The sequence below is a fragment of the Streptomyces sp. NPDC111606 genome (assembly GCF_055656945.1).
The window spans coordinates 1,594,636-1,617,764 of sequence record NZ_JBVKBY010000001.1; the positions used below are offsets into that span (position 1 = coordinate 1,594,636).

General features: G+C 71.6%; 20 protein-coding genes, 1 tRNA gene and 1 pseudogene. 8 read left to right on the forward strand and 14 right to left on the reverse strand.

Translation table 11 applies throughout. The features are described 5' to 3' along the window. Positions 1–17 precede the first annotated feature (17 nt). The 6 genes from ACZ7M7_RS07240 to ACZ7M7_RS07265 all read left to right on the forward strand — a co-directional run bounded on the left by ACZ7M7_RS07240 (position 18) and on the right by ACZ7M7_RS07265 (position 4,575). Entirely contained in the window at positions 18–665 is a 648-nt protein-coding gene (locus tag ACZ7M7_RS07240) for an ABC transporter permease (protein ID WP_328427358.1), read from the forward strand. After that, entirely contained in the window at positions 658–1,908 is a 1,251-nt protein-coding gene (locus ACZ7M7_RS07245) for a betaine/proline/choline family ABC transporter ATP-binding protein (protein WP_383632837.1), read from the forward strand. Before ACZ7M7_RS07240 ends, ACZ7M7_RS07245 begins: the two co-directional genes overlap by 8 nt. After that, the gene (locus tag ACZ7M7_RS07250) at positions 1,905–2,765 is read left to right on the forward strand and encodes an ABC transporter permease (protein WP_383632834.1); all 861 of its coding nucleotides are present in this window, start codon (positions 1,905–1,907) and stop codon (positions 2,763–2,765) included. The genes ACZ7M7_RS07245 and ACZ7M7_RS07250 overlap by 4 nt, the downstream gene beginning before the upstream one ends. Next, positions 2,762–3,721, forward strand: coding sequence for a glycine betaine ABC transporter substrate-binding protein (locus tag ACZ7M7_RS07255; RefSeq protein ID WP_472113608.1), 960 nt, complete (start codon positions 2,762–2,764; stop codon positions 3,719–3,721). Before ACZ7M7_RS07250 ends, ACZ7M7_RS07255 begins: the two co-directional genes overlap by 4 nt. Positions 3,722–3,787: 66 nt before the next feature. Beyond that, complete coding sequence (locus tag ACZ7M7_RS07260; protein ID WP_383632828.1) at positions 3,788–4,372, forward strand: ArsR/SmtB family transcription factor; 585 nt, start codon at positions 3,788–3,790, stop codon at positions 4,370–4,372. Positions 4,373–4,386: 14 nt separating this feature from the next. Then, on the forward strand, positions 4,387–4,575 hold the full coding sequence (locus ACZ7M7_RS07265) for a hypothetical protein (RefSeq protein WP_472113612.1): 189 nt from the start codon (positions 4,387–4,389) through the stop codon (positions 4,573–4,575). On the opposite strand, the gene ACZ7M7_RS07270 is transcribed toward ACZ7M7_RS07265, so the two are convergent. From ACZ7M7_RS07270 to ACZ7M7_RS07300, 7 genes and pseudogenes are all read right to left on the reverse strand, one after another. Beyond that, positions 4,572–5,363, reverse strand: a complete 792-nt coding sequence (locus tag ACZ7M7_RS07270) for a S16 family serine protease (RefSeq protein ID WP_472113615.1) — start codon at positions 5,361–5,363, stop codon at positions 4,572–4,574. The genes ACZ7M7_RS07265 and ACZ7M7_RS07270 overlap by 4 nt on opposite strands. 66 nt (positions 5,364–5,429) lie before the next feature. Further along, on the reverse strand, positions 5,430–6,539 hold the full coding sequence (menC, locus tag ACZ7M7_RS07275) for an o-succinylbenzoate synthase (RefSeq protein WP_383608714.1): 1,110 nt from the start codon (positions 6,537–6,539) through the stop codon (positions 5,430–5,432). Beyond that, complete coding sequence (locus tag ACZ7M7_RS07280; protein ID WP_472113618.1) at positions 6,536–7,318, reverse strand: chorismate synthase; 783 nt, start codon at positions 7,316–7,318, stop codon at positions 6,536–6,538. Before ACZ7M7_RS07280 ends, menC begins: the two co-directional genes overlap by 4 nt. An 82-nt stretch (positions 7,319–7,400) precedes the next feature. Beyond that, entirely contained in the window at positions 7,401–8,042 is a 642-nt protein-coding gene (locus ACZ7M7_RS07285) for an IclR family transcriptional regulator (protein WP_383608708.1), read from the reverse strand. Positions 8,043–8,432: 390 nt separating this feature from the next. Then, positions 8,433–10,226, reverse strand: a complete 1,794-nt coding sequence (locus tag ACZ7M7_RS07290) for a DEAD/DEAH box helicase (protein ID WP_383608705.1) — start codon at positions 10,224–10,226, stop codon at positions 8,433–8,435. A gap of 116 nt (positions 10,227–10,342) precedes the next feature. Next, positions 10,343–10,633, reverse strand: a pseudogene (locus ACZ7M7_RS07295) (type II toxin-antitoxin system death-on-curing family toxin); the annotation flags it as partial. Between the two features lie 205 nt (positions 10,634–10,838). After that, positions 10,839–12,293 carry an MFS transporter gene (locus tag ACZ7M7_RS07300; RefSeq protein ID WP_472113622.1) on the reverse strand — a complete coding sequence of 485 codons (1,455 nt, stop codon included), beginning with the start codon at positions 12,291–12,293 and terminating at the stop codon, positions 10,839–10,841. 203 nt (positions 12,294–12,496) lie between these two features. On the opposite strand from ACZ7M7_RS07300, the gene ACZ7M7_RS07305 reads away from it, so the two are divergent. Continuing rightward, positions 12,497–12,571 (forward strand) — tRNA-Cys (locus ACZ7M7_RS07305). A gap of 26 nt (positions 12,572–12,597) precedes the next feature. Here the strand turns inward: ACZ7M7_RS07305 and ACZ7M7_RS07310 are convergent. Continuing rightward, positions 12,598–13,002, reverse strand: a complete 405-nt coding sequence (locus ACZ7M7_RS07310; RefSeq protein ID WP_472113625.1) for a hypothetical protein — start codon at positions 13,000–13,002, stop codon at positions 12,598–12,600. A gap of 237 nt (positions 13,003–13,239) precedes the next feature. On the opposite strand from ACZ7M7_RS07310, the gene ACZ7M7_RS07315 reads away from it, so the two are divergent. Then, entirely contained in the window at positions 13,240–14,481 is a 1,242-nt protein-coding gene (locus ACZ7M7_RS07315) for an LPXTG cell wall anchor domain-containing protein (RefSeq protein ID WP_472113628.1), read from the forward strand. A gap of 7 nt (positions 14,482–14,488) precedes the next feature. Here the strand turns inward: ACZ7M7_RS07315 and ACZ7M7_RS07320 are convergent, their stop codons facing one another. The 6 genes from ACZ7M7_RS07320 to ACZ7M7_RS07345 all read right to left on the reverse strand — a co-directional run bounded on the left by ACZ7M7_RS07320 (position 14,489) and on the right by ACZ7M7_RS07345 (position 23,129). Beyond that, positions 14,489–15,016 carry a GNAT family N-acetyltransferase gene (locus ACZ7M7_RS07320; RefSeq protein ID WP_472113631.1) on the reverse strand — a complete coding sequence of 176 codons (528 nt, stop codon included), beginning with the start codon at positions 15,014–15,016 and terminating at the stop codon, positions 14,489–14,491. Beyond that, on the reverse strand, positions 15,010–16,209 hold the full coding sequence (locus tag ACZ7M7_RS07325) for an SUKH-4 family immunity protein (protein WP_472113634.1): 1,200 nt from the start codon (positions 16,207–16,209) through the stop codon (positions 15,010–15,012). The genes ACZ7M7_RS07320 and ACZ7M7_RS07325 overlap by 7 nt, the downstream gene beginning before the upstream one ends. A gap of 291 nt (positions 16,210–16,500) precedes the next feature. After that, the gene (locus ACZ7M7_RS07330) at positions 16,501–18,810 is read right to left on the reverse strand and encodes a xanthine dehydrogenase family protein molybdopterin-binding subunit (RefSeq protein ID WP_472113637.1); all 2,310 of its coding nucleotides are present in this window, start codon (positions 18,808–18,810) and stop codon (positions 16,501–16,503) included. Next, positions 18,807–20,384 (reverse strand): (2Fe-2S)-binding protein, encoded by a 1,578-nt coding sequence (locus ACZ7M7_RS07335; protein ID WP_472113640.1) that lies wholly within the window; start codon positions 20,382–20,384, stop codon positions 18,807–18,809. Before ACZ7M7_RS07335 ends, ACZ7M7_RS07330 begins: the two co-directional genes overlap by 4 nt. Further along, a complete protein-coding gene (locus ACZ7M7_RS07340) occupies positions 20,381–21,274 on the reverse strand; it encodes an FAD binding domain-containing protein (protein ID WP_383608681.1) in 894 nt (297 codons plus the stop codon). Before ACZ7M7_RS07340 ends, ACZ7M7_RS07335 begins: the two co-directional genes overlap by 4 nt. A 226-nt stretch (positions 21,275–21,500) precedes the next feature. Beyond that, complete coding sequence (locus tag ACZ7M7_RS07345) at positions 21,501–23,129, reverse strand: beta-N-acetylhexosaminidase (protein ID WP_472113643.1); 1,629 nt, start codon at positions 23,127–23,129, stop codon at positions 21,501–21,503.

Genomic DNA, 23,129 nt, shown 5'->3' on the forward strand with positions numbered 1-23,129 from the left:
TGGTGGGGTGAGTCCGTGTGAATTTCTGGGAGTACCTGGGCAACCGCCACCAGCAGCTGCTCACCGACGCCTACCAGCACGCCAGCGCCGTCTTCCAGTGCATGGTCGTGGCGACCCTGCTCGGGGTGCTGATCGGCGTGGCCACGTACCGCAGCGAGTGGGCCGGCAATTTCGCCACGCTGACCACCGCGGGCATCCTGACCATTCCGTCGCTCGCCATGATCGGTCTGCTCATTCCGATCGTGGGGCTGGGCGTGCCGCCCACGGTGATCACGCTGACGCTGTACGGCCTGCTGCCGATCGTGCGCAACTCGATCGTCGGGCTGCGCGGCGTCGATCCGTCCCTGGTGGAGGCGGCCCGGGGCATCGGCATGTCCCGGCTCACCCAGCTGCTCAAGGTGGAGCTGCCGCTCGCCTGGCCGCCGATCCTGACCGGGATCCGGGTCGCGACGCAGATGCTGATGGGCATCGCGGCGATCGCGGCGTACGCCTCCGGGCCCGGTCTCGGCAATGTGATCTTCCGCGGGCTCGCCTCGCTTGGCAGCGCGAACGCGCTCAACCAGGTGCTCGCGGGCACGGTCGGGATCATCATCCTGGCGCTGCTGTTCGACGCCGCGTACGTCCTGATCGGACGGCTGACCATCCCCAGGGGGATCCGTGTCTGAGCACGAGTCCGGCAGCGGCCGCCACGGAGCCTCCATCGAGCTGGAGAACCTGACCAAGCGTTATCCCGGCAGCCCGCAGCCGGCCGTGGACAGCGTGAACATGGAGATCAAGGCGGGCGAGGTGGTCATCCTCGTCGGCCCCTCCGGGTGCGGGAAGTCCACGACGCTCAAGATGATCAACCGGCTGATCGAGCCGACCGGCGGCCGTATCCGCATCGGCGGCGAGGACGTCACCGACATCGACCCGGTGAAGCTGCGCCGCAAGGTCGGTTACGCGATCCAGTCCGCCGGCCTGTTCCCGCACATGACGGTCGCGCAGAACATCGGACTCGTGCCGAAGATGATCGGCTGGTCGAAGACGCGGATCGGCTCGCGGGTCGAGGAACTGCTCGACCTCGTCGGGCTGGACCCGGGCGAGTTCCACGGCCGTTATCCGCGCCAGCTCTCCGGCGGGCAGCAGCAGCGCGTGGGCGTGGCGCGGGCGCTGGCCGCCGATCCGCCGGTGCTGCTGATGGACGAGCCGTTCGGCGCGGTCGACCCGATCACTCGTGATCACCTCCAGGACGAGCTGATCAGGCTGCAGCACGAGCTGCACAAGACGATCGTCTTCGTCACCCACGACTTCGACGAGGCGATCAAGATCGGTGACCGTATCGCCGTTCTGCGCGAACAGTCGCACATCGCTCAGTTCGACACCCCGGAGGCGATCCTCACCAACCCCACCGACGACTTCGTGTCCGGGTTCGTCGGAGCCGGTGCGGCGCTGAAGCGGCTGAACCTGACCCGGGTACGGGACGTGGAGATCACCGACTATCCGACGGTGACCTTCGACGATCCGCTCCAGGAGATCTTCAACCGGCTGCGCTCCAGCGGCACCAACGAGATCCTGCTGCTCGACAAGCGGGGCCGGCCCTACAAGTGGCTGCGGCGGGGCGACCTGATGCGGGCCAGGGGTTCGCTCGCACGGGCCGGGACGCTGGTGAACGACACCGTGACGCGGGACGCCACGCTGCGGGACGCCCTGGAGGCGGTCCTCACCGACAACGCGGGGCGGGTGGTGGTGACCGGGCGGCGCGGTGAGTACACGGGCGTGGTCGACATGGAGACGCTGATGAACTCCGTGCACGAGCTGCTGGAGGCGGACCGGCTGGAGGCGCTCGAGGCCCAGCACGAGCTGGAGGGTTCCCGGGCCGGGCGCACGCACGCCGAGCAGGAGGGCGACGGAGGGGAGCACAAGGCGTGAGCACTCCCGAGACCCCGAGGACGTCCCGGGTTCAGGAGACGTCCGAACTTGGCGAGGCACCCGAGAACCCCGAGCCGGACGGGAGCGACGGGGCCCCCTCGCGCTTCGCCGCGAAGCGCCCGGCCAGGAAGCTGAGTTGGCAGCAGCTCACCATCGTGCCGACGATGCTGGTGGTGCTGCTGCTCGCGACCTGGCTGTGGTTCCAGCAGGCCGACCTCGACCCCGTCTCCGAGAACGCGCTGTCGAACGGTCAGGTCTCGCAGGCCCTGTGGGAGCAGATCGAACTCACGGTGATCTCCACCTTCTTCGTGCTGATCATCGCGATCCCGCTGGGGATCCTGCTCACCCGGCGGGCGTTCAGGAAGGCGACACCGGTGGCCATGGCCCTCGCCAACATGGGCCAGGCGACCCCCGCGATCGGTCTTCTCGCCCTGCTGGTGATCTGGCTGGGCATCGGCCGGAAGGCAGCCCTGATCGGCATGATCGCCTACGCCGTACTGCCCGTGCTGTCCAACACCATCGCCGGTCTCAAGGCGAACGACCCGACCGTGCTGGAGGCGGCGCGCGGTATCGGCATGTCCGCGACGGGGGTGCTGACGCGGGTGGAGCTGCCGCTGGCGGTTCCGCTGATCCTGGCGGGCGTGCGCACGGCCCTGGTCCTCAACGTCGGTACGGCGACCCTGGCGGTCTTCGGCGGAGGCGGCGGGCTGGGCGTGCTGATCACGGCCGGCATCACCAACCAGCGCATGCCGGTCCTGGTCCTCGGCTCGATCCTCACGGTCGCCCTCGCCCTGCTGGTGGACTGGCTGGCATCGCTGGTGGAAGTGCTGCTGCGGCCACGGGGGCTGGACCTATGAGGCGGCGGACGGCCCTGCTCGCGGCGGGGTTGCTGGTGGCGGCCGCCGGGTGCGGTCTGACCAGCGGCTCCCCCATGGTCGACGACGTACGGCCCGGAAGCATCGGACGGGGCGAGCCGCTGAAGGGCGCCGAACTGACGGTGACGTCGAAGTCCTTCACCGAGCAGCTCATCCTCGGCGCGATCATGGGCATCGCCTTCGAGGCGGCGGGCGCGGAGGTACTCGACCGCACCGGCATCCAGGGCTCCATCGGCAGCCGCGAGGCGGTGCGCAAGGGTGATGCCGACGCCGGGTACGAGTACACGGGCACGGCCTGGATCACCTACCTGGGGCACAGCGAGCCCATCACCGACCCGCGCGAGCAGTGGGAGGCGGTGCGCAAGGAGGACGTGAAGAACGGGCTGACCTGGCTGCCGCCGTCCGCGCTGGACAACACGTACGCCCTGGCGATGAACCAGGCGAACCACAAGAAGTACCGCACCAACGACCTCTCCGAGGTCGCTGCGCTGTCCAAGTCCGACCCGTCCGCGGTGACGCTGTGCGTGGAGGTCGAGTTCGCCAACCGGGCGGACGGGCTGCCGGGGATGCAGAAGGCGTACGGCATGAACGTACCGTCGAAGAACATCACCCAGATGGACACCGGGATCATCTACACGCAGGCCGCGAAGGGGAACTGCACCTACGGCGAGGTCTACACGACGGACGGCCGCATCAAGTCCATGAACCTCGTGGTGATGGACGACGACAAGCACTTCTTCCCCAACTACAACGCTGCCCCGGTGATCAACACCAAGACCCTGAAGAAATGGCCGGCCATCCCCGACGTCCTCGACCCGATCACCAAGAAGCTGAACAACACGGTGGCGCAGGACCTGAACGCGAAGGTGGACGTGGACGGGGAGGATCCGCATCAGGTGGCGTTGGACTGGATGAAGGAGGAGGGGTTTGTGAAGTAGGGGGTTGCGGAGTGAGTTCCAAAGAACTCGTTGCAAAGGTTTCTTTGCAACGCTACCTTTGCATGCATGACGGAGTCCCGCCCTGCCAAGGTTCACGACCTCGACGCCCGCTCCCTGCGCGGACTCGCCCACCCCCTGCGCATGCAGCTGCTCGACGCCCTGCGCTTCGGCGGACCGGCCACCGCGTCCCAACTCGCCGAGAAACTGGGCGAGTCCAGTGGGGCCACCAGCTATCACCTGCGCCAGCTCGCGGCCCACGGATTCGTGGAGGACGACCCTGAGCGGGGCAAGGGCCGGGAGCGGTGGTGGAAGGCGGCGGTGCAGGGGCTGCGATTCGACGACGCCCTCCTGCGCGACCCCAATCCGGATGTGCGCGGCGCGGCCGACCTCTACCTGCACGAGGTCGCGACCACACAGACGCGCGAGCTGTCGACCTGGCTCGGCACCCGCGAGGACTGGTCGGAAGCGTGGAACCGCAGCGCGGACATGAGCAGCATGACACTCCGACTGACCCCGGAGCTGGCACACGAACTCGCCGACAAGCTGCATGAGTTGGTCGACAGCTATCGCGATCGGCCCGATGTCGCGGACGCCCCCGATGTGAGCACCGTCCGCGTGCAGACCCGCACCTTCCCCATCAGCACGGACTGAGAGGCCGAAGCCCGATGGAGCACCCCGAGAGCCGCCTCGCCCTGCACCATGCCCGCGCCGCCGAACTCCACGCCCAAGCAGCAGCCCATCGCCTCGCGGCCCTGGCCTGCCGGCCGTACGACCTCCGCAGCCGCCTCGGCTGGACCCTCGTGGAACTCGGCCTTCGCCTCGCCACTCCCCGGCCGCCGGCGCTCGCGCACTAGCAGCTCGGCACAGAGCCCTTCCCCGACTCCAGGGCCTCCAACGCGCCCACCGTCCCCTTCAGCGTCGTCACCGGCACCAACCGCAGCCCCTCCGGCAGTTCCGCCTTCGCGTCGCCGCACTCGGCCTTCGGTACCAGGAAGACCGTCGCCCCGTCGCGCTTGGCGGCCTGGGTCTTGAGGGAGACGCCGCCGACCGCGCCGACCTTGCCCGCCGCGTCGATCGTGCCCGTGCCGGCGATGCTGCGGCCGCCCGTGAGGTCGCCGCCCTCGCCGTCGCCGTTCAGCTTGTCGATGATGCCGAGGGAGAAGAGGAGGCCGGCGCTGGGGCCGCCCACGTCCGCGAGGGTGAGGGTGACCTTGATGTTCTTGTCGTTGAGGTCCAGGTAGTTCAGCGCGGCCTCGGTCGCGGCGTCCTGGGACTCCTTCATCTGCTCTGTGTTGTACTGCTCGATCTCCCGCGTGCTCTGCCCGCTCGGATAGACCGAGTCGCGCGGCATGACCGCCTTCTCCGTGCTGAACCAGGCGTCGATCACGTCACCGAACCGCACGTCCGTGTCGGGGGACGTCGCCTCGATGGTCGTCATGCGCAGCTGGCCGCTCGTGTCCCGGGTCGGTGCCCCGGAGATCGTGATCACCGGTTCGCCCTTGTTGTCGCCCAGCACGTTCGCCGTCAGACCGGGCTGCGTCAGCGAGAACGGCAGCGGCGCGAAGGCGGCCGTGGCGAGCAGGGCCACGACCGGCAGGGCGCAGACGGCGATGGCCCGGGGGCGTGTGAGACGAGAGAGCACGGGATCAATCTAACGTGGCGGCGGGTTCCGGCCAGGCGCAGGTCGGAGCTGCCCAGGTTGCCCCATTCAGGTCACGTACAGGTCTCGCCGTTCCTTCGTGAAGCGCCGCAGCGTCTCCGGCACCGGCGCCACCCCGATGCCCGGCGACCGTGGCACCGGAAGATGGCCGTCGACCAGCACGAACGGCTCCGTGATGTCCTCGGCGAAGTAGCGGCTGGACGCCGACGTGTCCCCGGGCAGCGTGCAGCCGGGCAGGGCTGCCAGCGCCAGGTTCGGGGCGCGGCCGATGCCCGTCTCCAGCATGCCGCCGCACCACACCGGCACCCCGTGCGCGTACGCCACGTCATGCACGCGCCGCGCCTCCAGGTATCCCCCGACCCGCGCGGGCTTCACGTTCACCACCCGGCAGGCGTCCATCGCGATCGCGGACGCGGTGTCGGCGGCGTTGTGCAGCGACTCGTCCAGGCAGACGGGGGTAGCGATGCGCTGCTGGAGGCGGGCGTGGGCGTACAGGTTGTTCTCCGCGAGCGGCTCCTCGATCAGCAGCAGCCCGAATTCGTCCAGCCGCCGCAGATGCTCGGCGTCCGCGAGCGTGTACGCCGTGTTGGCGTCGACCTGGAGCGGCAGGTCCGCTCCGAAGCGGTCGCGCACGGCCCGTACCGGCTCCAGATCCCAGCCCGGCTCGATCTTCAGCTTGATCCGGACATACCCCTCGGCGAGATACCCCTCGACGTCGTCCAGCAACTCGGCGACCGTCCCCCTGATCCCGACCGACACCCCGGCCGGCACCCGCTCGCGCACCGACCCGAGATACGTGGCCAGCGGCATGCCGTACGACCGCAGCTCCGCGTCGAGTACGGCCGTCTCCAGCGCCGCCTTCGCCAGCTCGTGTCCCTTGATCCCCGCCATCGCCGGAGCGAGGTGGGCCGTACCGAGCAGGGGCAGGGCGGCGACGCGCGGCAGCAGGAAGTCACGCAGGACGATCTCCGCGCCGGCCACGAACTCCGAGCAGTACAGCGGCTCGGGGTCGGCCGCGAACTCCGACCAGCCCTCGGCCGCGTCCGTGACGACGTGCAGCAGGAAGGTGTCCTTCGTCGTCATCGTGCCGAAGGACGTACGGAAGGGGCTGACCAGCGGAATCGCCACGTGGACGATCTCGACGCGTTCGAGTTTCACGAGGTGGCCTCCCGGCGGGTGAGCGTGTACCAGCCGTCCCGGGACATGTCCGTCGCCGTGAACCCGTCGGCGAAGGCCTTCGTGAACACCTCGCGCACGGCCCGCCGCCAGCCCAGCGCGAGCTCCGGGTCCGCGGCCCGCAGCGCCACTATGTCGTCCGGTACGCGGCACCAGACATACCGGTCCTGCGGGTCCCGGCGGGCGAGCGGCCCGCCGTCGGGGGCCGTGTGGGTGGCGGGTGCGGCCTCGCGATCCGGGGTGCCGGGCCCGGCGTGGCCGGACTGCCCCTGCGGTGGCCCGATCAGGTCCCAGGTCACCTCCAGCCGGTCACTCTCGTCGCCGTCGTTCACGCCGTCCGCCATCGGGCCGTAGAAGTCGATGAGGTAGCCGGTGCCGGCGGCGCCCAGCTTGACGAAGTTGAACCGGGCGTTCCGGCCGACCAGCGGATCGAAGGTCCAGCGCATGGTGAGCGCCCCGAGCTCCACCGCCCAGGCCCGCTGCGCCCGCTTGATCTGCGGCCCGAGCCCCTGCCGGGCGGCGGCCAGCAGCGAGTACGTCTCCCGCGACGCCGGCGGCCCGAACACGGCGACACAGCCACCGACCAGCCGCTCCCCGTCGTACGCGGCGTGCACCGCCCCGCCCGCGTGAGCGAGGCTGTTCAGCGTCTCGGGCAGCAAGGGCGGCGCGGCGCGAGGCGTCTGCCATACGTCACTGAAGTAGTCGGCAACAGCGGTGAACCCGGCGGGCTCGTGGACGGTGCGGATGCTCAGTGAGGTCATGACACGAGTGTCGGAGGTGGCGCGGGGCCCTGCCTAGTGCACCCACGCGTCAACGCAACGCCTCCGCCACTCCCGCGCCGCGTCAGCGCAACGCCTCCGCCACCTCCCGGGCCGCGTCCACGACCCGCGGCCCCACTCGCTCCGGCACCGCGTCGGCCAGCATCACCACGCCCACGCTGCCCTCGACGCCGGTCACGCCTATCAGCGGCGCGGCGGCTCCGCTCGCTCCTGCCTCCAACTCACCGTGGGTCAGGGTGTATCCGGGTTCCTCCAGCGGCTGCTGCCGGGCGGAGAGTATGGCCCGGCCCGCGGCACCGCGGTCCAGCGGGTGCCGGAAACCGGCCCGGTAGGCCACGTGATAGTCCGTCCACGTCGGCTCGACCACGGCAACGGCCAGCGCCTCCGTGCCGTCCACCAGCGTCAGATGGGCCGTCGCCCCGATGTCCTCGGCCAGCGAACGCAGCGCGGGCAGCGCGGCCTCCCGTACCAGCGGATGCACCTGTCGGCCCAGTCGCAGCACACCGAGTCCGACGCGGGCGCGACCGCCCAGGTCACGGCGTACCAGGGCGTGCTGTTCAAGCGTGGCGAGCAGCCGGTACACAACGGTCCGGTTCACGCCCAGTTTGTTGGAAAGCTCGGTGACGGTCAGCCCGTGGTCGGTGTCGGCCAGCAGCTTGAGGACGCGCAGTCCCCGGTCGAGCGTCTGAGAGGTCTCCGCGGTCACGACGCCCACTCCTTAGTGGTGAGGTCGGCAGCCCCCTCGCGGCGGGTGCGTCACGGAGTCCCGTCAGTGACGCGCTTCAGAGGCCGCCGATCGGCCGGCGGCCCGGACTGACTGTCCGGACCGCGTCGCTTCACGGCTGCGCTCCGCGGCGGCGCTGCCACGGGGCGTGTGCGTAGCGGGACATTAGCGAAGCCGGTTCGCTGAGCGGAAGGCTCCGTCCAGAATCCGGGCAGCGGCCGGTACGGACCACTCCCGTTTGCCCGGATACGTACGGCGCGTGCAGCGCCCATTCAGGGGCGCGGGGAACTGCGCGCCAAGTCACAAACGGGCCCGCGGCCGACGACGACAGGAACCGCACCGGTGACCGCGGCCAAGGCACAGCGCTCAGCGTCACCGCATCCGGGTGGCCCACTCCTGAACCTTGGCGATGCGCTGCCGCAGCTGCCCGGCCGTGGCCTCGGCGCTCGGGGGTCCGCCGCAGACCCGGCGCAGCTCGGTGTGGATGACGCCGTGCGGCTTGCCGCTCTGATGGACGTACGCGCTCACCATCGTGTTGAGCTGCTTGCGGAGCTCCATCATCTCCTTGTGCGAGACGACGGGCCGGCGCTCGGCGGGCAGCTCCAGCAGGTCGGCCTCGGCGTCCGGCTTCTTGCGGCTGTGCGCTATCTGCCGGGCCTGCCGCTTCTGGAGGAGCATCTGCACCTGGTCGGGTTCGAGGAGCCCCGGAATCCCGAGGTAGTCCTGCTCCTCCTCGCTTCCGGGGTGGGCCTGCATGCCGAACTCGGCGCCGTCGTAGAGCACCCGGTCGAAGACGGCCTCGGACTCCAGCGCCTCGAAGGAGAACTGCTCCTGCTCGCCGGTGTCCTCGTCCTGCTCCTTGTTCGCCTCCTCCATCTCCTTCTCGGATTCGGCGTACGGGTCCTCCTCGCCCTCCTTCTTCGGCTTGTCGAGGGCGTGGTCGCGCTCGACCTCCATCTCGTTGGCGAAGGTGAGGAGGTCGGGGACGGTCGGCAGGAAGACGGAGGCGGTCTCGCCGCGCCGCCTGGATCGCACGAAACGGCCGACGGCCTGCGCGAAGAAGAGCGGGGTCGAGATGGTGGTGGCATACACGCCGACGGCGAGGCGCGGCACGTCGACGCCCTCGGACACCATGCGTACGGCGACCATCCACCGGTCGTTGTTGCCGCTGAAGTCGTCGATCCGCTTGGACGCCCCGGCGTCGTCGGACAGGACGAGGGTCGCCTTGTTGCCGGTGATCTCACGGATCAGCTTGGCGTACGCGCGCGCCGAGTCCTGGTCGGAGGCGATGACGAGCGCACCGGCGTCCGGGATGGCCTTCCTGACCTCGGTCAGCCGCTGGTCGGCGGCGCGCAGCACGCTCGGCATCCACTCGCCGCGCGGATCCAGCGCCGTACGCCAGGCCTGGCTGATGGCGTCCTTGGTCATGGGTTCGCCGAGCCGCGCGGCGATCTCGTCGCCCGCCTTGGTGCGCCAGCGCATGTTGCCGCTGTAGCTCAGGAAGATGACCGGCCGGACGACGTGGTCGGCCAGCGCGTTGCCGTAGCCGTACGTGTAGTCGGCGGCCGACCGCCGGATTCCGTCGTTCCCCTCCTCGTACGTCACGAAGGGGATGGGGTTGGTGTCGGACCGGAACGGCGTGCCGGTGAGGGCGAGTCGTCGCGTGGCGGGCTCGAAGGCCTCCAGGCAGGCCTCGCCCCAGGACTTGGAGTCGCCGGCGTGGTGGATCTCGTCGAGGATGACGAGGGTCTTGCGCTGCTCGACCCGGTTGCGGTGGAGCATGGGCCGCACGCCGACACCCGCGTAGGTCACGGCGACGCCGTGGTAGTCCTTGCCGAGCGGCCCGGCGCTGTACTCGGGATCGAGCTTGATGCCTATGCGCGCGGCCGCCTCCGCCCACTGCTTCTTCAGATGCTCGGTCGGCGCGACCACGGTGACCTGCTGCACGACATGGTGATGCAGCAGCCAGGAGGCCAGCGTCAGCGCGAACGTCGTCTTTCCGGCGCCGGGTGTGGCGACCGCGAGGAAGTCACGCGGCTGCTCCTGGATGTACTTGTCCATCGCCCCCTGCTGCCAGGCACGCAGCTTGCTGGCGGTGCCCCAGGGGGCGCGGCCGGGGAAGGCGGGTGACAGGTGGTGCGAGGAGGAGGCGGCGGTGGTAGTCACGGTCTCCGTAAAGGGGTCGGGCGGCTCGGCTACGTATGACAACCGGGCCACCCTACCGGCGGCCCGACCGTGCCCAGGGGCGAGCGGGGCCGGGTCACACGTGGGTGGGACCGACGTCACAGCCGCCGCAGCCGCCCCGCAATCACGCCGCCGTCCCCCTCCTCCCCGGAGGCCACGTCGATGACCAGCGCGTACGCCACGTCCTGGTCGACGCCGGTGAGGTCGACGCCGTTGAGGGCGAGGAAGGTCGCGGTGGCGAGCCGGGCGGTGCGCTTGTTGCCGTCGACGAGGGGGTGGTTGGTGGCGATGGCGTGCAGGAGTGCGGCGGCCTGCTCGTGGAGGTCGTCGTAGGCCGACGTACCGAACATGCGGGCACGGGGCCGGTGCACCGCCGACGCGAGCAGCCCTCAGCCCCTCGGAGGGCCGCCTCTCGATGCCGGCCTTCGCCATCCAGCCCGTCCGGCGTTTGAGGACGAGGCCCCTTCAGGGCCGACAGCGGGGGCCTGGGGGCAGCAGCCCCCCGAGGCGGAACCGGGGGCCGAGGGGGTGGAGCCCCTGGAGGGCGGGACGGGTTGGGGCGGCGGGGGCGAACCCCGCCCCCGCCGCCCCAACTCACCGCTCCCGCACCCGCGTAGTGACCCAGGCCCCCACCAACGCCACCCCCGCCATCGGCAGGAACACCGCCGCGAACGCCGCCGGATGCGACCCGGCGCCGGAGGCCCCGGTGGCCGCGTGGCTCACCGTGCCGCCGCCCAGGGCGGCGAAGGCGGCGCCGCCGGCCGCCAGGAGCACGACATTGGACAGGCCGTCGGAGATCTGGAGGGCGGCGGAGTTCGTGCCGGCCTCCTCGGGGGCGGAGAGATGGAGCAGCAGCACGCTGGTGGAGGAGATCACCAGCCCCATCCCGAAGCAGCCGAACCCCCACGCCACGGCGACGGTCCAGGCGGGCACGGAGTCGATCAGGACGCTCGGCGCGGCGGCGATGGAGGCAGCCACCAGCACCATCCCCAGCGTCATCAGCCGTTCCCGGTACGGCTCCACCCGCGGCCGCGACTGCATCCACGAACCCAGCGCCCACGTCCCGCCACCTGCGGCGAGCGAGAACCCGGCGAGGGTCGGCGACAGCCCCCGCTGGGTGACCAGCATCAACGGCACGAAGGACTCGGCCGCGATGAACGACCCCGCCGCGACCCCGCGCAGCAGCACCACGGACGGCAGCCCGCGCGCCGCACGGTAAGTGCCGCGCGGGAGCAGGCCGAGCACGGCCGGCACGAGGAGCGCGGCGCCCGCGACGCCGGGGACGAGGGAGAGCCACCGCAGGTCCTGGGCGGCGTACTGAAGCAGCCCCGCGCCGAGTGAGATGCCGAGGGCGAGCCGAATCCGGCGCCGGTCGAACGAGGTGCCGCGGGCGGAGGTGTCGACCGGTCCTCCCGCCCGCCGCCGTATCTGCGGCAGCGCCAGTGCGAGCGGAAACACGACGAGCACCGGAATCCCGACGAACACCCAGCGCCAGCCCAGCTGCTCGGTCACCGCTCCGGCGGCCAGCGGTCCCACGATCGACGGCACGACCCAGCTCGCCGCGAACGCCGCCATGATCGCCGGCCGCAACCGCTCGGGGTAGGCCCGCCCGACGACGACGTACAAAGCGACGATCACCAGCCCGCCGCCGAGACCCTGCACGGCCCGCCCGAGAATGAACAGCCACATCGCTCCCGCGGTCCCGGCCAGCAGCAGCCCGGCCCCGAAGGAGGCGATTCCGGCGGTGAGCGCGCCGAGCGGCCCGCGCCGGTCCGACCACTGCCCCGCGAGCACCATCCCGAACAGGCTGGTGGTGAAGTACCCGGAGAACGCGAAGGCGTACAACGACACCCCGTGCAGCTCCCGCGCCGCCACCGGCATGGCCGTCCCGACGGCGGTCGCCTCGAAGGCGATGAGCAGCACGACGGAGACGATCCCGATGCTCAGGGCCCGATAGTCCCGGCTCAGCACGGTCTCCTCGGACTCGGGGACCAAGGGGACATCGGATCTCTTCGCGACACCGGCGTCGCGCGGCTCGAGGGCAGTCATGTCCGCCAGCGTAAGGGCCACAACCGACATTGACCCCTGTCGGAAGACGGCCACGGGCCGGGACCTTGGTCGTAGGACCGACGGCGTTCATGAACGCGGTGTGGCAGTCCCGTTGCAGGGCCACCCATTCCCTTGATCGGCCCGGACACGCCCGCCTACGGTCGATTCACCGACCAGGGCGGACCGCCCGAAGCCGGTGCAACGGCCGTGTGCCCGAGTGGTTCAGGGGCTCGCCTGCAAAGCGAGTTACGTGGGTTCGAATCCCGCCACGGCCTCCACACCCTCGCCGTCGTCCTCGTCGGCCTCAGTGCGCGGCTTGCCGTCCGTCCCGGGACATGGCTCCGATCACTGCGGAGACCGTGGCGGTCGCGGCGAGGCTCCCCAGCATGACCATCACCACTCCGACCACGTAGAGGCCGGAGGCGTCGTCCGACCAGTCGTGGAAGGCGGCGACGGTCAGGCCGATCGTGGGGCCGACCACGGCGGCCGTGCGGTGGTGGCGGGAGGCCGCCCAGTAGACCGGCATCAGCAGGGTCAGTGCCAGGCCGATCACCTGCCACGTCTCGTACGGGCCGGTCGTCGTGCCGTCCGGCTGTATGTCGCGGTGCTGGTCCCAGCCCAGCCAGGCGGCCCACACCGCGAGCGATATGCCGGCCGTCACGAGGGTCGGCAGCAGCGCGGGGGCGGGTCTCTGTGGTCCTTGGCTCATGGGCCAAGCGTCGCGGCTCGCCCGTCGCGCGAACAGGGCTCATGTACTCAGCTGCACCCGAGTACATGAGACCGGAGAAAGTCTGCCCAGCCTCCCCAATAGAGACAATTCCTCGCGGTCCAGTGGCAGTTCCTCGGACGAACAGCACAACCCCAGGCGCCCTCAAGGTGTCCAGTACATGACTGGAGGGCAAAACCTCCGGTCGCCGTACTTCCCGCCCCACGAGGAGACCCATCCGTGCGCCAGCGCATCCGCCCCTCACACATCCGTCACTCGGCGGCCCTCGTGGCCGCTGCCGCCGCCGTCGCGGCGCTTCCCGCAGTCGTCGCTCCCGCGGCGTACGCGGAGGAGGGTGACCCCTCCCTGGTGATCTCGACCCTGCCGAGTACGTCTCCCAAGCCCGGCGACGTGTACGACGAGAAGGTCGTCATCACCAACAAGGGCACCGCGGCCGCGGACGGCGTCACCTTCCGGGTCCGGCTGACGCGGGGGCTCGACTTCCCGGGCGACGTCGAGGGCTGCACCTACTCGACCGTCGGGGACAAGGTCCGCCAGGCGCTCTGCGAGCTCGACACCGTCATCGAACCCGGTGCCTCCGTCGAGACACCCGTACGGTTCAAGGCGCTGCCCAACGCCCTGATGGAGGCCGTCGAGTACGGCACCTCGGCCACCGGTGAGGCCCCGGGCGAAGGGTTCGACGACAGCAACCGGCGCCTGACCCTGACCGCGGACAGCACCGCCGACCTCGTCGCCGTCGGTGAGGACACGGAGGCCCTCGCGGGCGGCGAGCAGTCCATCACGGTGCAGCTCCGCAACGACGGCCCCGGCTGGATCCAGAACCAGGAGAGCGACGACCAGCCGGCACTCATGGTGCGGATCCCGAAGGACACGGTCGCCACCGAAGTGCCCAAGGACTGCGCCCCGTTCGGGATCGACGGCCCGTCCGGGCCCGCCGGGACACCCGGCAAGTCCACGTACGTCTGCTGGCCCGCCGACCACACCATCGAGGTCGGCGAGTCCCTCTCCTTCACCTTCACGCTGAAGATCGACAAAGACGCCCGCACCACCACCGGCGAGGTGAAAGCGACCTCCGTCTACGACATCCACCCGGCCTTCGACAAGAACCCCGCCAACGACAAGGCCAAGATCCGCATCGCTATCCCGACCGACTACGAGCCCGGCCCGACCACGTCCGGCGGCTCCTCCACCGGCGGCGGTTCCACGGACGGCGGCTCCACCACGGCCGGCAACGACCCCGAGGGCCAGTCCACGGGCGGCAACGGCAGCACGGGCGGCTCGGGCAGCACATCGGCCGGCACCTCGACGGGCGGCTCCACCGGATCCGTGAACGGCAACCTGGCGAGCACCGGCTCCGACGGCACCCCGCTCATCGCCGGCGCCGCAGCCGCCGCGGCGGCCCTCGGCGGTGTCCTGGTCCTGGCCGTACGGCGTCGTCGCGCCGTCGGCAAGTCCTCCTGACGACGCCTCAGGGATACGGCGTCGTCCGCGCGACGTGGGTCTGGAGCAGGCGCGGCGAGTTCTCGAAACCCTGGCGTGCGTACGCACGGATCGCCCGGGGCGAGGAGTGGACGGTGACCCGCTCCAGCCCGAGGTCCCTCGCCCTGGCCAGGGTCTCGGTGATCAGGCGGCCACCCAGCCCCGCGTCGCGTGCCTCGGGGACGACGTACACGCACTGAAGGTCACCGGACGCCCGGTCCGGCGCGTGCGGCGTCGGCACGCGCCGGACCACCGCCAGCCACGCCATGCCGATGATCCCGAGGTCACCGCCGACGTCGTTGTCGACCAGAACCATGCAGCGGTGCGACGCCGCGTTCCGACCCGCCCAGTCGACGAAGTGGCGTACGAAGCCGTCACGGTCCGCGGCTGCCGGTGCCGCGTCGTCGTTCTCGAGGATCCACTGCCAGCGCAGTCCCGCGACGGCCTCCCACTCCCCCGGTTCGGCCGGGCGGACGGTGATGTTGTCCGAGCGTGCCTCCCCGTTCGGGCTCACCACGCCCCGCCCACCGACTCCAGCACCCCGCTCGACTCGTCCTGGAACACCTCGGTCCAGTAGTGCCGGCCGTCCCCACCCGCCGCTCTGATGCCGGTCGGGTCGACCGTCGACAGGACCTGGAGCATGGTCATGGCCAGTTGGTCGTAGGTGTCGGTCGTCAGCGCGTGGCCCGACTGCTCGTCGATCGCCTGCTCGCGGTGCAGCAGCCAGAGCGTGAAGGCGAGGGTGGACACGTCCGTGTTCAGGGGGAACAGCCTTGCCTCGGGCTCGCTCCAGTTCAGGACGGCGCCCGTCGTGCCGTCGATGACCAGGTTGTTGTCCTCGACGAGATGACCGAGGCGAATCAAGTGGCCGGCCCCGAGCGGGAGTTCCGCCGACCACTCGTCGTCGGCGTAGTACTCGGCCAGCGTCTGCAGTGGCACATCGGTGTCGAGGGAGAACAGGAAGCCGTCCTCCGGCAGGCCCACCTCGCGCAGGAAGCGGCGCGTCGGCTCGTGCGTGAGCGTGGCGGGGAAGTCGACCTCCTCGAAGCGCACCATCTTGCCCTGGCCGAACTCCTGGTCCAGGAGGCGCCGGGGCAGGTCCAGGGCGAGGCCCGAGTGCCCGGCGCGGCCCGCGACGAGTGCCAGGGGGCGGATCAGGGCGGCCATCCTCCAGAACGGCGCCGGCTCCCCGTCCGCACCCTCCTCGAACACCGCCAGCAGGTGCCGGGACGCGTCCGCCACCGCCTGCGTGCCGTAGCGGCCGACGTAGGAAGCGAACTGTCCGCGCAGGCCCGCCAGTTCGTCCGTGGCCTCGGCGAAGCGGACCAGCGTCCGCAGCGACGGTGCCAGCGCGCGGCGGTCCATCAGGTCGGGGCGGTCGTGCAGGAAGTACGTCGTCGAGACCTCGCCCGTCGCGCCGTCCAGCAGGACCGACTCCGTCTCCAGGCCGCCGGGGCCCAGCAGTCCGCCTATCACCAGCTGGTCCCGCAGCTCCGCCGCCAGCCGGCCCGCCGGATCGCCCGTCGAGTCCGCCACCGTCCGCAGGCCGTCCCGGCACAGCTCGGCGAAGCTCAACACCCCGCTGTCGCCCGGCAGTCCGGGTCCCGTCAGCCAGCGCCGCGTCGACGCGTGCGTGACGTACGGATCCAGCGCGGCCTCGCTCAGAATGATCGCCGTATCACCGGCGTGCGTCGTGATCGTCGTGCTCATGGCTCCCCCGCATGCGCTTTCCCACCACCCCGGGGCACGACACGGCCGACCGACCGGCCCGCCGACCCCGGCCGCCGTCCCCACTGCCCAGAACACTACGCGCCACCACTGACAACGCCCGCCGAATGACAACGCCCGCCGAATCGGCACGACCACTGACAGCGCTTCACATCATTAGACGCTCGGCCCACCCTCGCGCGTTCCCTTCTCGCGCGTTCCGTTGCCGCGAGAGACAGCCGCGGTCTCCCGCCGTGGTCTCCGCCCGCGCTCAACTCCGACGGGGCGGCCGGCTCACTGGCCGGTCACCACCGCCGCCTGCGGCCGGATCGGGAGGCGGTTGACCGGGCGGCCCGTCGCGGCGCGTACGGCCGACGCGATGGCCGCCGGTGACGTCACCACCGGTACCGCGCTCACCGCCTTCGCGCCGAAGGGCGCGACCACGTCCCGCTCCTCGACCAGCTTCACGATCCGGATGTCGGGGGCGTCCAGAGCCGTCGGCAGGGAGTAGCCCGTGAGGTCGGGGTGGCGGATCAGGCCGCGCGCGGAGCGCAGGTTCTCCGTGAGCGCTATGCCCACGCCCTGCGTCACGCCCGCCTCGATGCGCGCCTCCAGCTGGGCCGGGTTGAGCACCCGGCCGACGTCCTGGGCGAGCGCCAGCTCGACCACGCGGACCGAGCCCAGTTCGATGTCGACGTCCACGACCGCGCGGATCGCGCAGAAGGCCATACCCACGAAGGCATCGCCCTGGCCGGCGTCGTCGAGCGGTTCGGTCGGGTGCGGACGGCACTGGGCCGTCGCCCACAGTTCCTTGCCGTCCAACGCCTCGGTGACGGTGGTCGACAGGACTCCGTCGTACGACGTGATCTTGCCGTCCGTGATCTGGAGCAGCTCCGTGGACATGCCGAACTTGTGCGCCAGGGGCTGCAGCAGCTGCGTACGGACCATCTTGGCGGCCCGTTCCACCGCGCCGCCCGACACCCAGGTGTGACGGCCGCGGCAGCCCGCGCCCGCCGGGGGCTGGTCGGTGTCCACGGGCGCCACGTGCACCTCGTCGATGCCCAGCGTGTCCTGGACGATCTGCCGGGCCAGCGTCGCGAAGCCCTGGCCCGTCTCGACGGCCGCGCACAGCACCGTCGCCACGCCGTCGTGGACCTTCACGGTCGCCGTGGAGACCTCGTCCGCGCCCTCGGCGCCGAGCATGTGCACCATGCCCAGGCCGTAGCCCACGCCCCGTCGCACGGCGCCGGGTTCGCCCGCGCCCTCGGGGCCGCCGGGCAGCAGCCACTCGTCCTCGGGCGTGTCCTTGGGGAGCGCCGGCAGGGGGTGGTCCTGCACGGCCTGGAGCAGTTCCGCGACGGGGGCCGGGCACGTCACGGTCTGGCCCGTCGGGAGTACGTCGCCCGTCGCCAGCGCGTTGCGCAGGCGCAGTTCGGCCGGGTCGACGCCGAGCTTCTTGGCCAGCTTGTCCATCTGCGCCTCGTAGGCGGCGCACACCTGCATGGCGCCCTCGCCGCGTACGTGGCCGGAGGGCGGGTTGTTGGTGCGTACGGCCCAGCCCTCGATGAAGGCGTTCGGGACGACGTACGGGCCGCAGGCGAAGGCGACGGCGGCGGCCAGGGCCTCGGAGGACATGTCGGCGTACGCGCCCGCGTCCAGCAGGATCTGCGCCTCGACCTTCACCAACCTGCCCTCGGCGTCGGCATGGTGGCGGTACCGCAGCAGGGTGGGATGCCGGTGCGTGTGCCCGAGGAAGGACTCCTCGCGCGTGGCCGTCAGCTTTACCGGGCAGCCGGTCTTGAGCGCGAGCAGGCCGAGCGGGAGCTGGAAGCCCTGGTCCTCGCGGTCGGCGGTGGCACCGGGGACGCCGGTGACGACGACCTTGACGCGCTCGGGCTCCAGGCCGTAGCAGGCGGCGGCGCGGTCGCGGTCGGCGTGCGGGTCGGTCGAGGCGAGGTAGAGCTCCACGCCGCCGTCGGGGCGCGGTACCGCGAGACCCGCCTCGGCGCCGATGGGGGCCGGGTCCTGGCGGCCGATGCGGTACAGGCCCTCGACGACGATGTCACCGGCCGCGTCGGGGTCGCCGTGGCGCAGCGGGATGTGCCGGATCAGGTTGCCGTCGGGGTGCAGCGGCTCGGCCTCGAAGGCCTGCTCGGGGTCGGTCACCGGGTCGAGCACCTCGTACTCGACGATGACGGCCGCGGCGGCCAGGCGCGCGGTGTCGGGGTGGTCGGCGGCCACTGCGGCGATGGGCTCGCCATGGTGACGTACGACCTCGGAGGCGAAGACCGGGCGGTCGGCCCTGCCACGGCCCAGCAGCGGGCTGCCCGGCACGTCCTCGTGCGTGACGACGGCCCGGACGCCGGGCATCTCCCGCGCGTGAGTGGTGTCGATGGACGTGATGCGCGCGTGCGGGTGCGGCGAGCGCAGCACGGCCGCCCACAGCAGGCCCTCGGCCCACAGGTCGGCCGCGTACGGGAACGTGCCCTCGGTCTTGGCGCGGGAGTCGGCGGCCGGCAGGGACGCGCCGAGGCCGTGCGGGATCTGATCGGGGGCGGGGGCTGCCTCCGCGGCTGTGGTCGCGGTGGCGGCTTCGTTGCTCACGCCTGGCCTCCGTCCTGGCCGTACGCCTGGTCATGCGGTCCCATGGCACCGGGGGCCTCGAACGCCGAGCGGTGGACGCCGCCGGCTCCCGGGCCCGCCTGGTGAGGGATACGCGGCTCGTCGCCGTCCTGTTCGCCGCCGTCGGCCGCCGAGTGCGCCTCGCGTTCGGCGACGACCTCCTTGACGGCCTCCACCACGCCCCGGTAACCGGAGCAGCGGCACAGGTTGCCGCACAGCGCCTGGCGGGTCTCCAGCTCGGTCGGGGCCGGGTTGCCCTCCAGGAGGTCGTGCAAGGTCATCGCCATGCCGGGCACGCAGAAGCCGCACTGCACCGCGCCGCACCGCGCGAGCGCGCGCTGCACGTCGGAGGGCTGCCCGTCGGCGGCCAGGCCCTCGACGGTGCGGACCTCGCTGCCGGCGGCGGTGACGGCCGGCACCAGGCAGGACGCCACGAGCCGTCCGTCGACCTGCACGTTGCACGCCCCGCACTCGCCCTGCGAGCAGCCGTCCTTGGCGCCCGCGAGGCCGAGCCGCTCACGCAGCACGTAGAGCAGCGACTCGCCGATCCAGGCGTCCGAGACGGGCCGGTCGACGCCGTTGACGCGCAGCACGTAGGAGGCGAGGGGGTGTTCCTCGCCGGAGGGCGCCGACGCGTCGTCGGAGGCGGCGGTCCGCTCGGGCTCCTGCGCGGCCTCGGCGTCGGAGGGGGCCTCCTCGGCCGGCCCGGACGCGGCGGAAGCCGCTGCCGAGCCGTCTGCGGCCTCTTCGGCGCCCCGGGTGTCCGTGGCGGGCTCGGCGGGCCCGGAAGCGGCCTGTGGGGTCTCTGAAGCGCTTTCGGCGGAGTCCTGGGCGGCCGGCTCGGCGGCGAAGTCGGGTGCGCCACCGGCGTGCTGGTCCCCGGAGTACGCCCCGGGGTGCCCCGATCGTCCGGGCACGTGCCCGGCGCCCGGCGGGTGCCCGGCTTCCACCGCTTCCCCGGTCGTCGCCGCGGTGTCCGCATGCGGTGCCCACGGCTGCCCGGTCGGCTGCGTCGCCCACGGCGCGGGCGCGCCGCCCGGCAGCGTGGCCGGAGGCGTTCCGCCCCACTGCTCGACGAGCGACGACGTGGTGAACTCGCCCGATTCGTCCGGAAGGTCACCGTCGGCGACGGGGATCGACCACTGCCCGGTGACGTCGTGCCGGGGCGCGGCAGCGGCGTCCTGACCTGCGGCGGTCTCCGAGAAGTTCCACTGCTGGGTGGCCCCGGGGTTGTACTGGAACTGGCCGGTGCCCCCGTCCTGCGGCACGGCGTTGGGGTCGGGCCACTGGGCGTTGCCGTCGGGCGCACCCGCGACCGGCCAGCCGCCCGCGGCGGCCGGGTCCGTGCCCGATCCCGGCGCGGCCGCTATCTGCGGAGGCACATAGCCGTGGCCGCGCGCGGCGAGCGGGCTGTCGGCGGAGGCCAGGAGGGCGTCGATGCCCCCTTCGGGGAGTTTGACGAAGGCGGTGGCGCCGTCGTCGTAGTCGCCCTGGGGCAGCGGGTCCCAGCGGCCCGCGCCCTGGGGCGTGCCCTCTCCGTGCTGGTCGTCGGTCACGACAGCGCCCTCCCCAGTGCTCGTCGGGCCAGCGCGGCGACGGTGCGCCGCAGGTGCAGTACGGCGGGCGGATGCTGCGGTACGGAGCCGTCCTCGGCCGGCGTCGGGTCCGGGATGCAGGCCGCGGAGACGTACTCCCCGAAGGCGTTCAGCGCCTCGGGGACGATCGCGCGGTTGTTGTCCCAGTCGATCAGCTGGGCGACCCAGTGCTCGGCGTCCAGCGGCCTGAGCGGCATCGGCGCTATGGCGCCCACTGCGCACCTGATGCCGCGCCGGGCGGGGTCGAGGACGACGGCGACGGACGCCATGGCGCGCCCCGGGCCGGTGCGGCCGGTGGCCTTGAGGAAGACCTGCGGGGCGTGCAGCAGGGGCACGCGGACGTAGCCGATGAGTTCGCCGGCGCGCAGCATCTCCATGCCGGCCAGCAGGTGCGACACCGGGATCTCCCGGCGCGCTCCGCCCGGGCCCGCGACGATCAAGGTCGCCTCGAGGGCGGCGAGGACCGGCAGGGCGTCACCGGTCGGGGACGCCGAGGCGATGTTGCCGCCCAGGGTGCCCGCATTGCGGATCTGCGGCGGGCCCGCGGCGCGTGCGGCGGCGGCGAGCGCGGGGATCAGCGCGGCGAAGTCGGGGCGGCCCATACGCGCGTGCGTGAGGCCTGCTCCCAGCAGGGCGTGGCCGTCCTGGTACTGCCAGCCGCGGATCTCGCTGATCTTGCCGAGGCCGACCAGCGCGGCGGGCCTGAGCTGCCCGGAATTGACGGCGGCCATGAGGTCGGTGCCGCCCGCGACGGGCACGGCGGCGGGCATGGCGGCCAGTGCCGCCACGGCCTCGTCCAGCGTCGTGGGCAGCGTGACGGACTGCGCCGCCTGCGGTGCGTGCGTGGTCAAACCGGCTGCCCCTTCCCGCTGCCCCACCTGGTCCCACCTGTGCTGCCGTACGGTACGTGCTGACAGGGCGGACGTGGCAACTCTGGCACATCTTCGCAGGACCCGAGGACACGGGTCCGCTAGGAGGCATTCGCCCACCTCATCGGGGAGATGGTCCGTTTTCGTACGGCATCACCGGTGAGTACCGATTGACACTCTTCGGTGACACCTTGCCGGTTTTTTTCAATTACCTGTTCGGGGGCGGGCCGTCGATCGGGCGGCCGAGGACCCCGGGGCGCCGCTGCCAGGGCCGCGGTCCGGACGGCGGACGGTACGCGACTCCCAGGGCGTCAAGTCTCCCGTAGTGGGCGGCCATCCGCCGCTCGAAGTCGGCGAAGTCCCGTTCCGCCGGGGCCGGGAGGCTGCTCCAGGCGACCTCGGCGAAGGCGGCCAGGCGCGGGAAGGTCTGATAGTCCACGCGCGCGTGGTCCTCCATCACCTCGGTCCACACGTTGGCCTGCGTGCCGAGCACGTGCCGGGCCTCGTCCGGCGTCAACTCCGCGGGAACGGGCTCGAACCGATAGACGTCCTCCAGGGTGCGCACGTACCCGATCGGCACCGGCTCGTCGTCGCCGCCGTGCTGACGGTGATCCAGATACACCTGCTGCTCGGGGCACATGACGACGTCGTGGCCAGCGCGGGCCGCCGCGATGCCGCCCGCGTAGCCGCGCCAGGACGACACGGCCGCGCCCTCCGCGAGCCCGCCCTCCAGGATCTCGTCCCAGCCGATCAGCCTGCGCCCGCGCGCGGCCAGCCACTTGTCGAAGTGGCCGATGAACCACGCCTGGAGCTCGTCCTCGTCCTTCAGCCCGAGTTCCCTGATGCGCTCCTGCGCGGTCGGCGACTGCCGCCACTGGTCCTTGAGGCATTCGTCACCCCCGACATGAATGAACTCCGAGGGGAACAGCTCCAGGAGTTCCTCGAACACCCCCTCGTAGAAGCGCAGGGTGTTGTCAGTGGGGGCGAGTACGTTCGGATTGATCCCCCAGGTGTCCCAGACGGTGAGTGCGGAGGTGTCGATGACGTCGGTGTTGCCGAGTTCCGGGTACGCGGCGATCGCGGCCTGAGAGTGGCCGGGTACGTCGATTTCGGGGACGACGGTGATATGCCGCTCGGCGGCGTACGCGACGATCTCGCGGATGTCGTCCTGGGTGTAGTGACCACCGTGCGGCTTGTCGTCCCACAACGGGGAGGCCCGGTGGCCGAATTTGGTACGCGCCCGCCAGGAGCCGACCTCGGTGAGCCGGGGGTACTTCCTGATCTCGACGCGCCAGCCCTGGTCGTCCGTCAGATGGAAGTGGAAGACGTTGAGTTTGTGGGCGGCCATCAGGTCGAGGTAACGCAGGACGCCGTCCTTGGGCATGAAGTGCCGGGAGACGTCGAGCATGAGGCCGCGCCAGCGGAATCGGGGGGCGTCCTGCACATGGATCTCCGGCAGCTGCCACTGCCGGCCGGGCAGCGGGGCCCGGCGGTGGGCGTCAGGGCCGAGCAGTTGCCGAATCGTCTGGGCGCCCCAGAAGAGACCGGCGGGGCCGCCGCCCGCGAGCTGGACAGCTTCGGGCGTGACGGCGAGGCGGTAGCCCTCTTCGCCCAGGTCCTTGGTGACCACCGGGTCGATGGACAGGCGGATGACGTCGCCCTCGTCCGGCTGCCCGGGTGCCAGCGGCAGGCCGGTGGCCGCGCCCAGCGTGGCGCGCAGCCAGCGTTCTGTCCGTTCGGTGCCTTCTCCCGCGGCCACTCTTGTCGCCGGGCCCAGTTCGAAGAAGCGCGCGCCTTGGCGCGTCACATGGCCCGGCGCTGGAATCAGTTCAGTCAC

What these genes read in the sequence shown, in the direction of transcription:
- ACZ7M7_RS07255 (WP_472113608.1), top strand. Translation starts at nt 2,762, where the DNA reads ATGAGGCGGCGGACGGCCCTGCTCGCGGCGGGGTTGCTGGTGGCGGCC.
- ACZ7M7_RS07260 (WP_383632828.1), top strand. Translation starts at nt 3,788, where the DNA reads ATGACGGAGTCCCGCCCTGCCAAGGTTCACGACCTCGACGCCCGCTCC.
- ACZ7M7_RS07265 (WP_472113612.1), top strand. Translation starts at nt 4,387, where the DNA reads ATGGAGCACCCCGAGAGCCGCCTCGCCCTGCACCATGCCCGCGCCGCC.
- ACZ7M7_RS07280 (WP_472113618.1), bottom strand. Translation starts at nt 7,318, where the DNA reads ATGACCTCACTGAGCATCCGCACCGTCCACGAGCCCGCCGGGTTCACC.
- ACZ7M7_RS07300 (WP_472113622.1), bottom strand. Translation starts at nt 12,293, where the DNA reads ATGACTGCCCTCGAGCCGCGCGACGCCGGTGTCGCGAAGAGATCCGAT.
- ACZ7M7_RS07310 (WP_472113625.1), bottom strand. Translation starts at nt 13,002, where the DNA reads ATGAGCCAAGGACCACAGAGACCCGCCCCCGCGCTGCTGCCGACCCTC.
- ACZ7M7_RS07325 (WP_472113634.1), bottom strand. Translation starts at nt 16,209, where the DNA reads ATGAGCACGACGATCACGACGCACGCCGGTGATACGGCGATCATTCTG.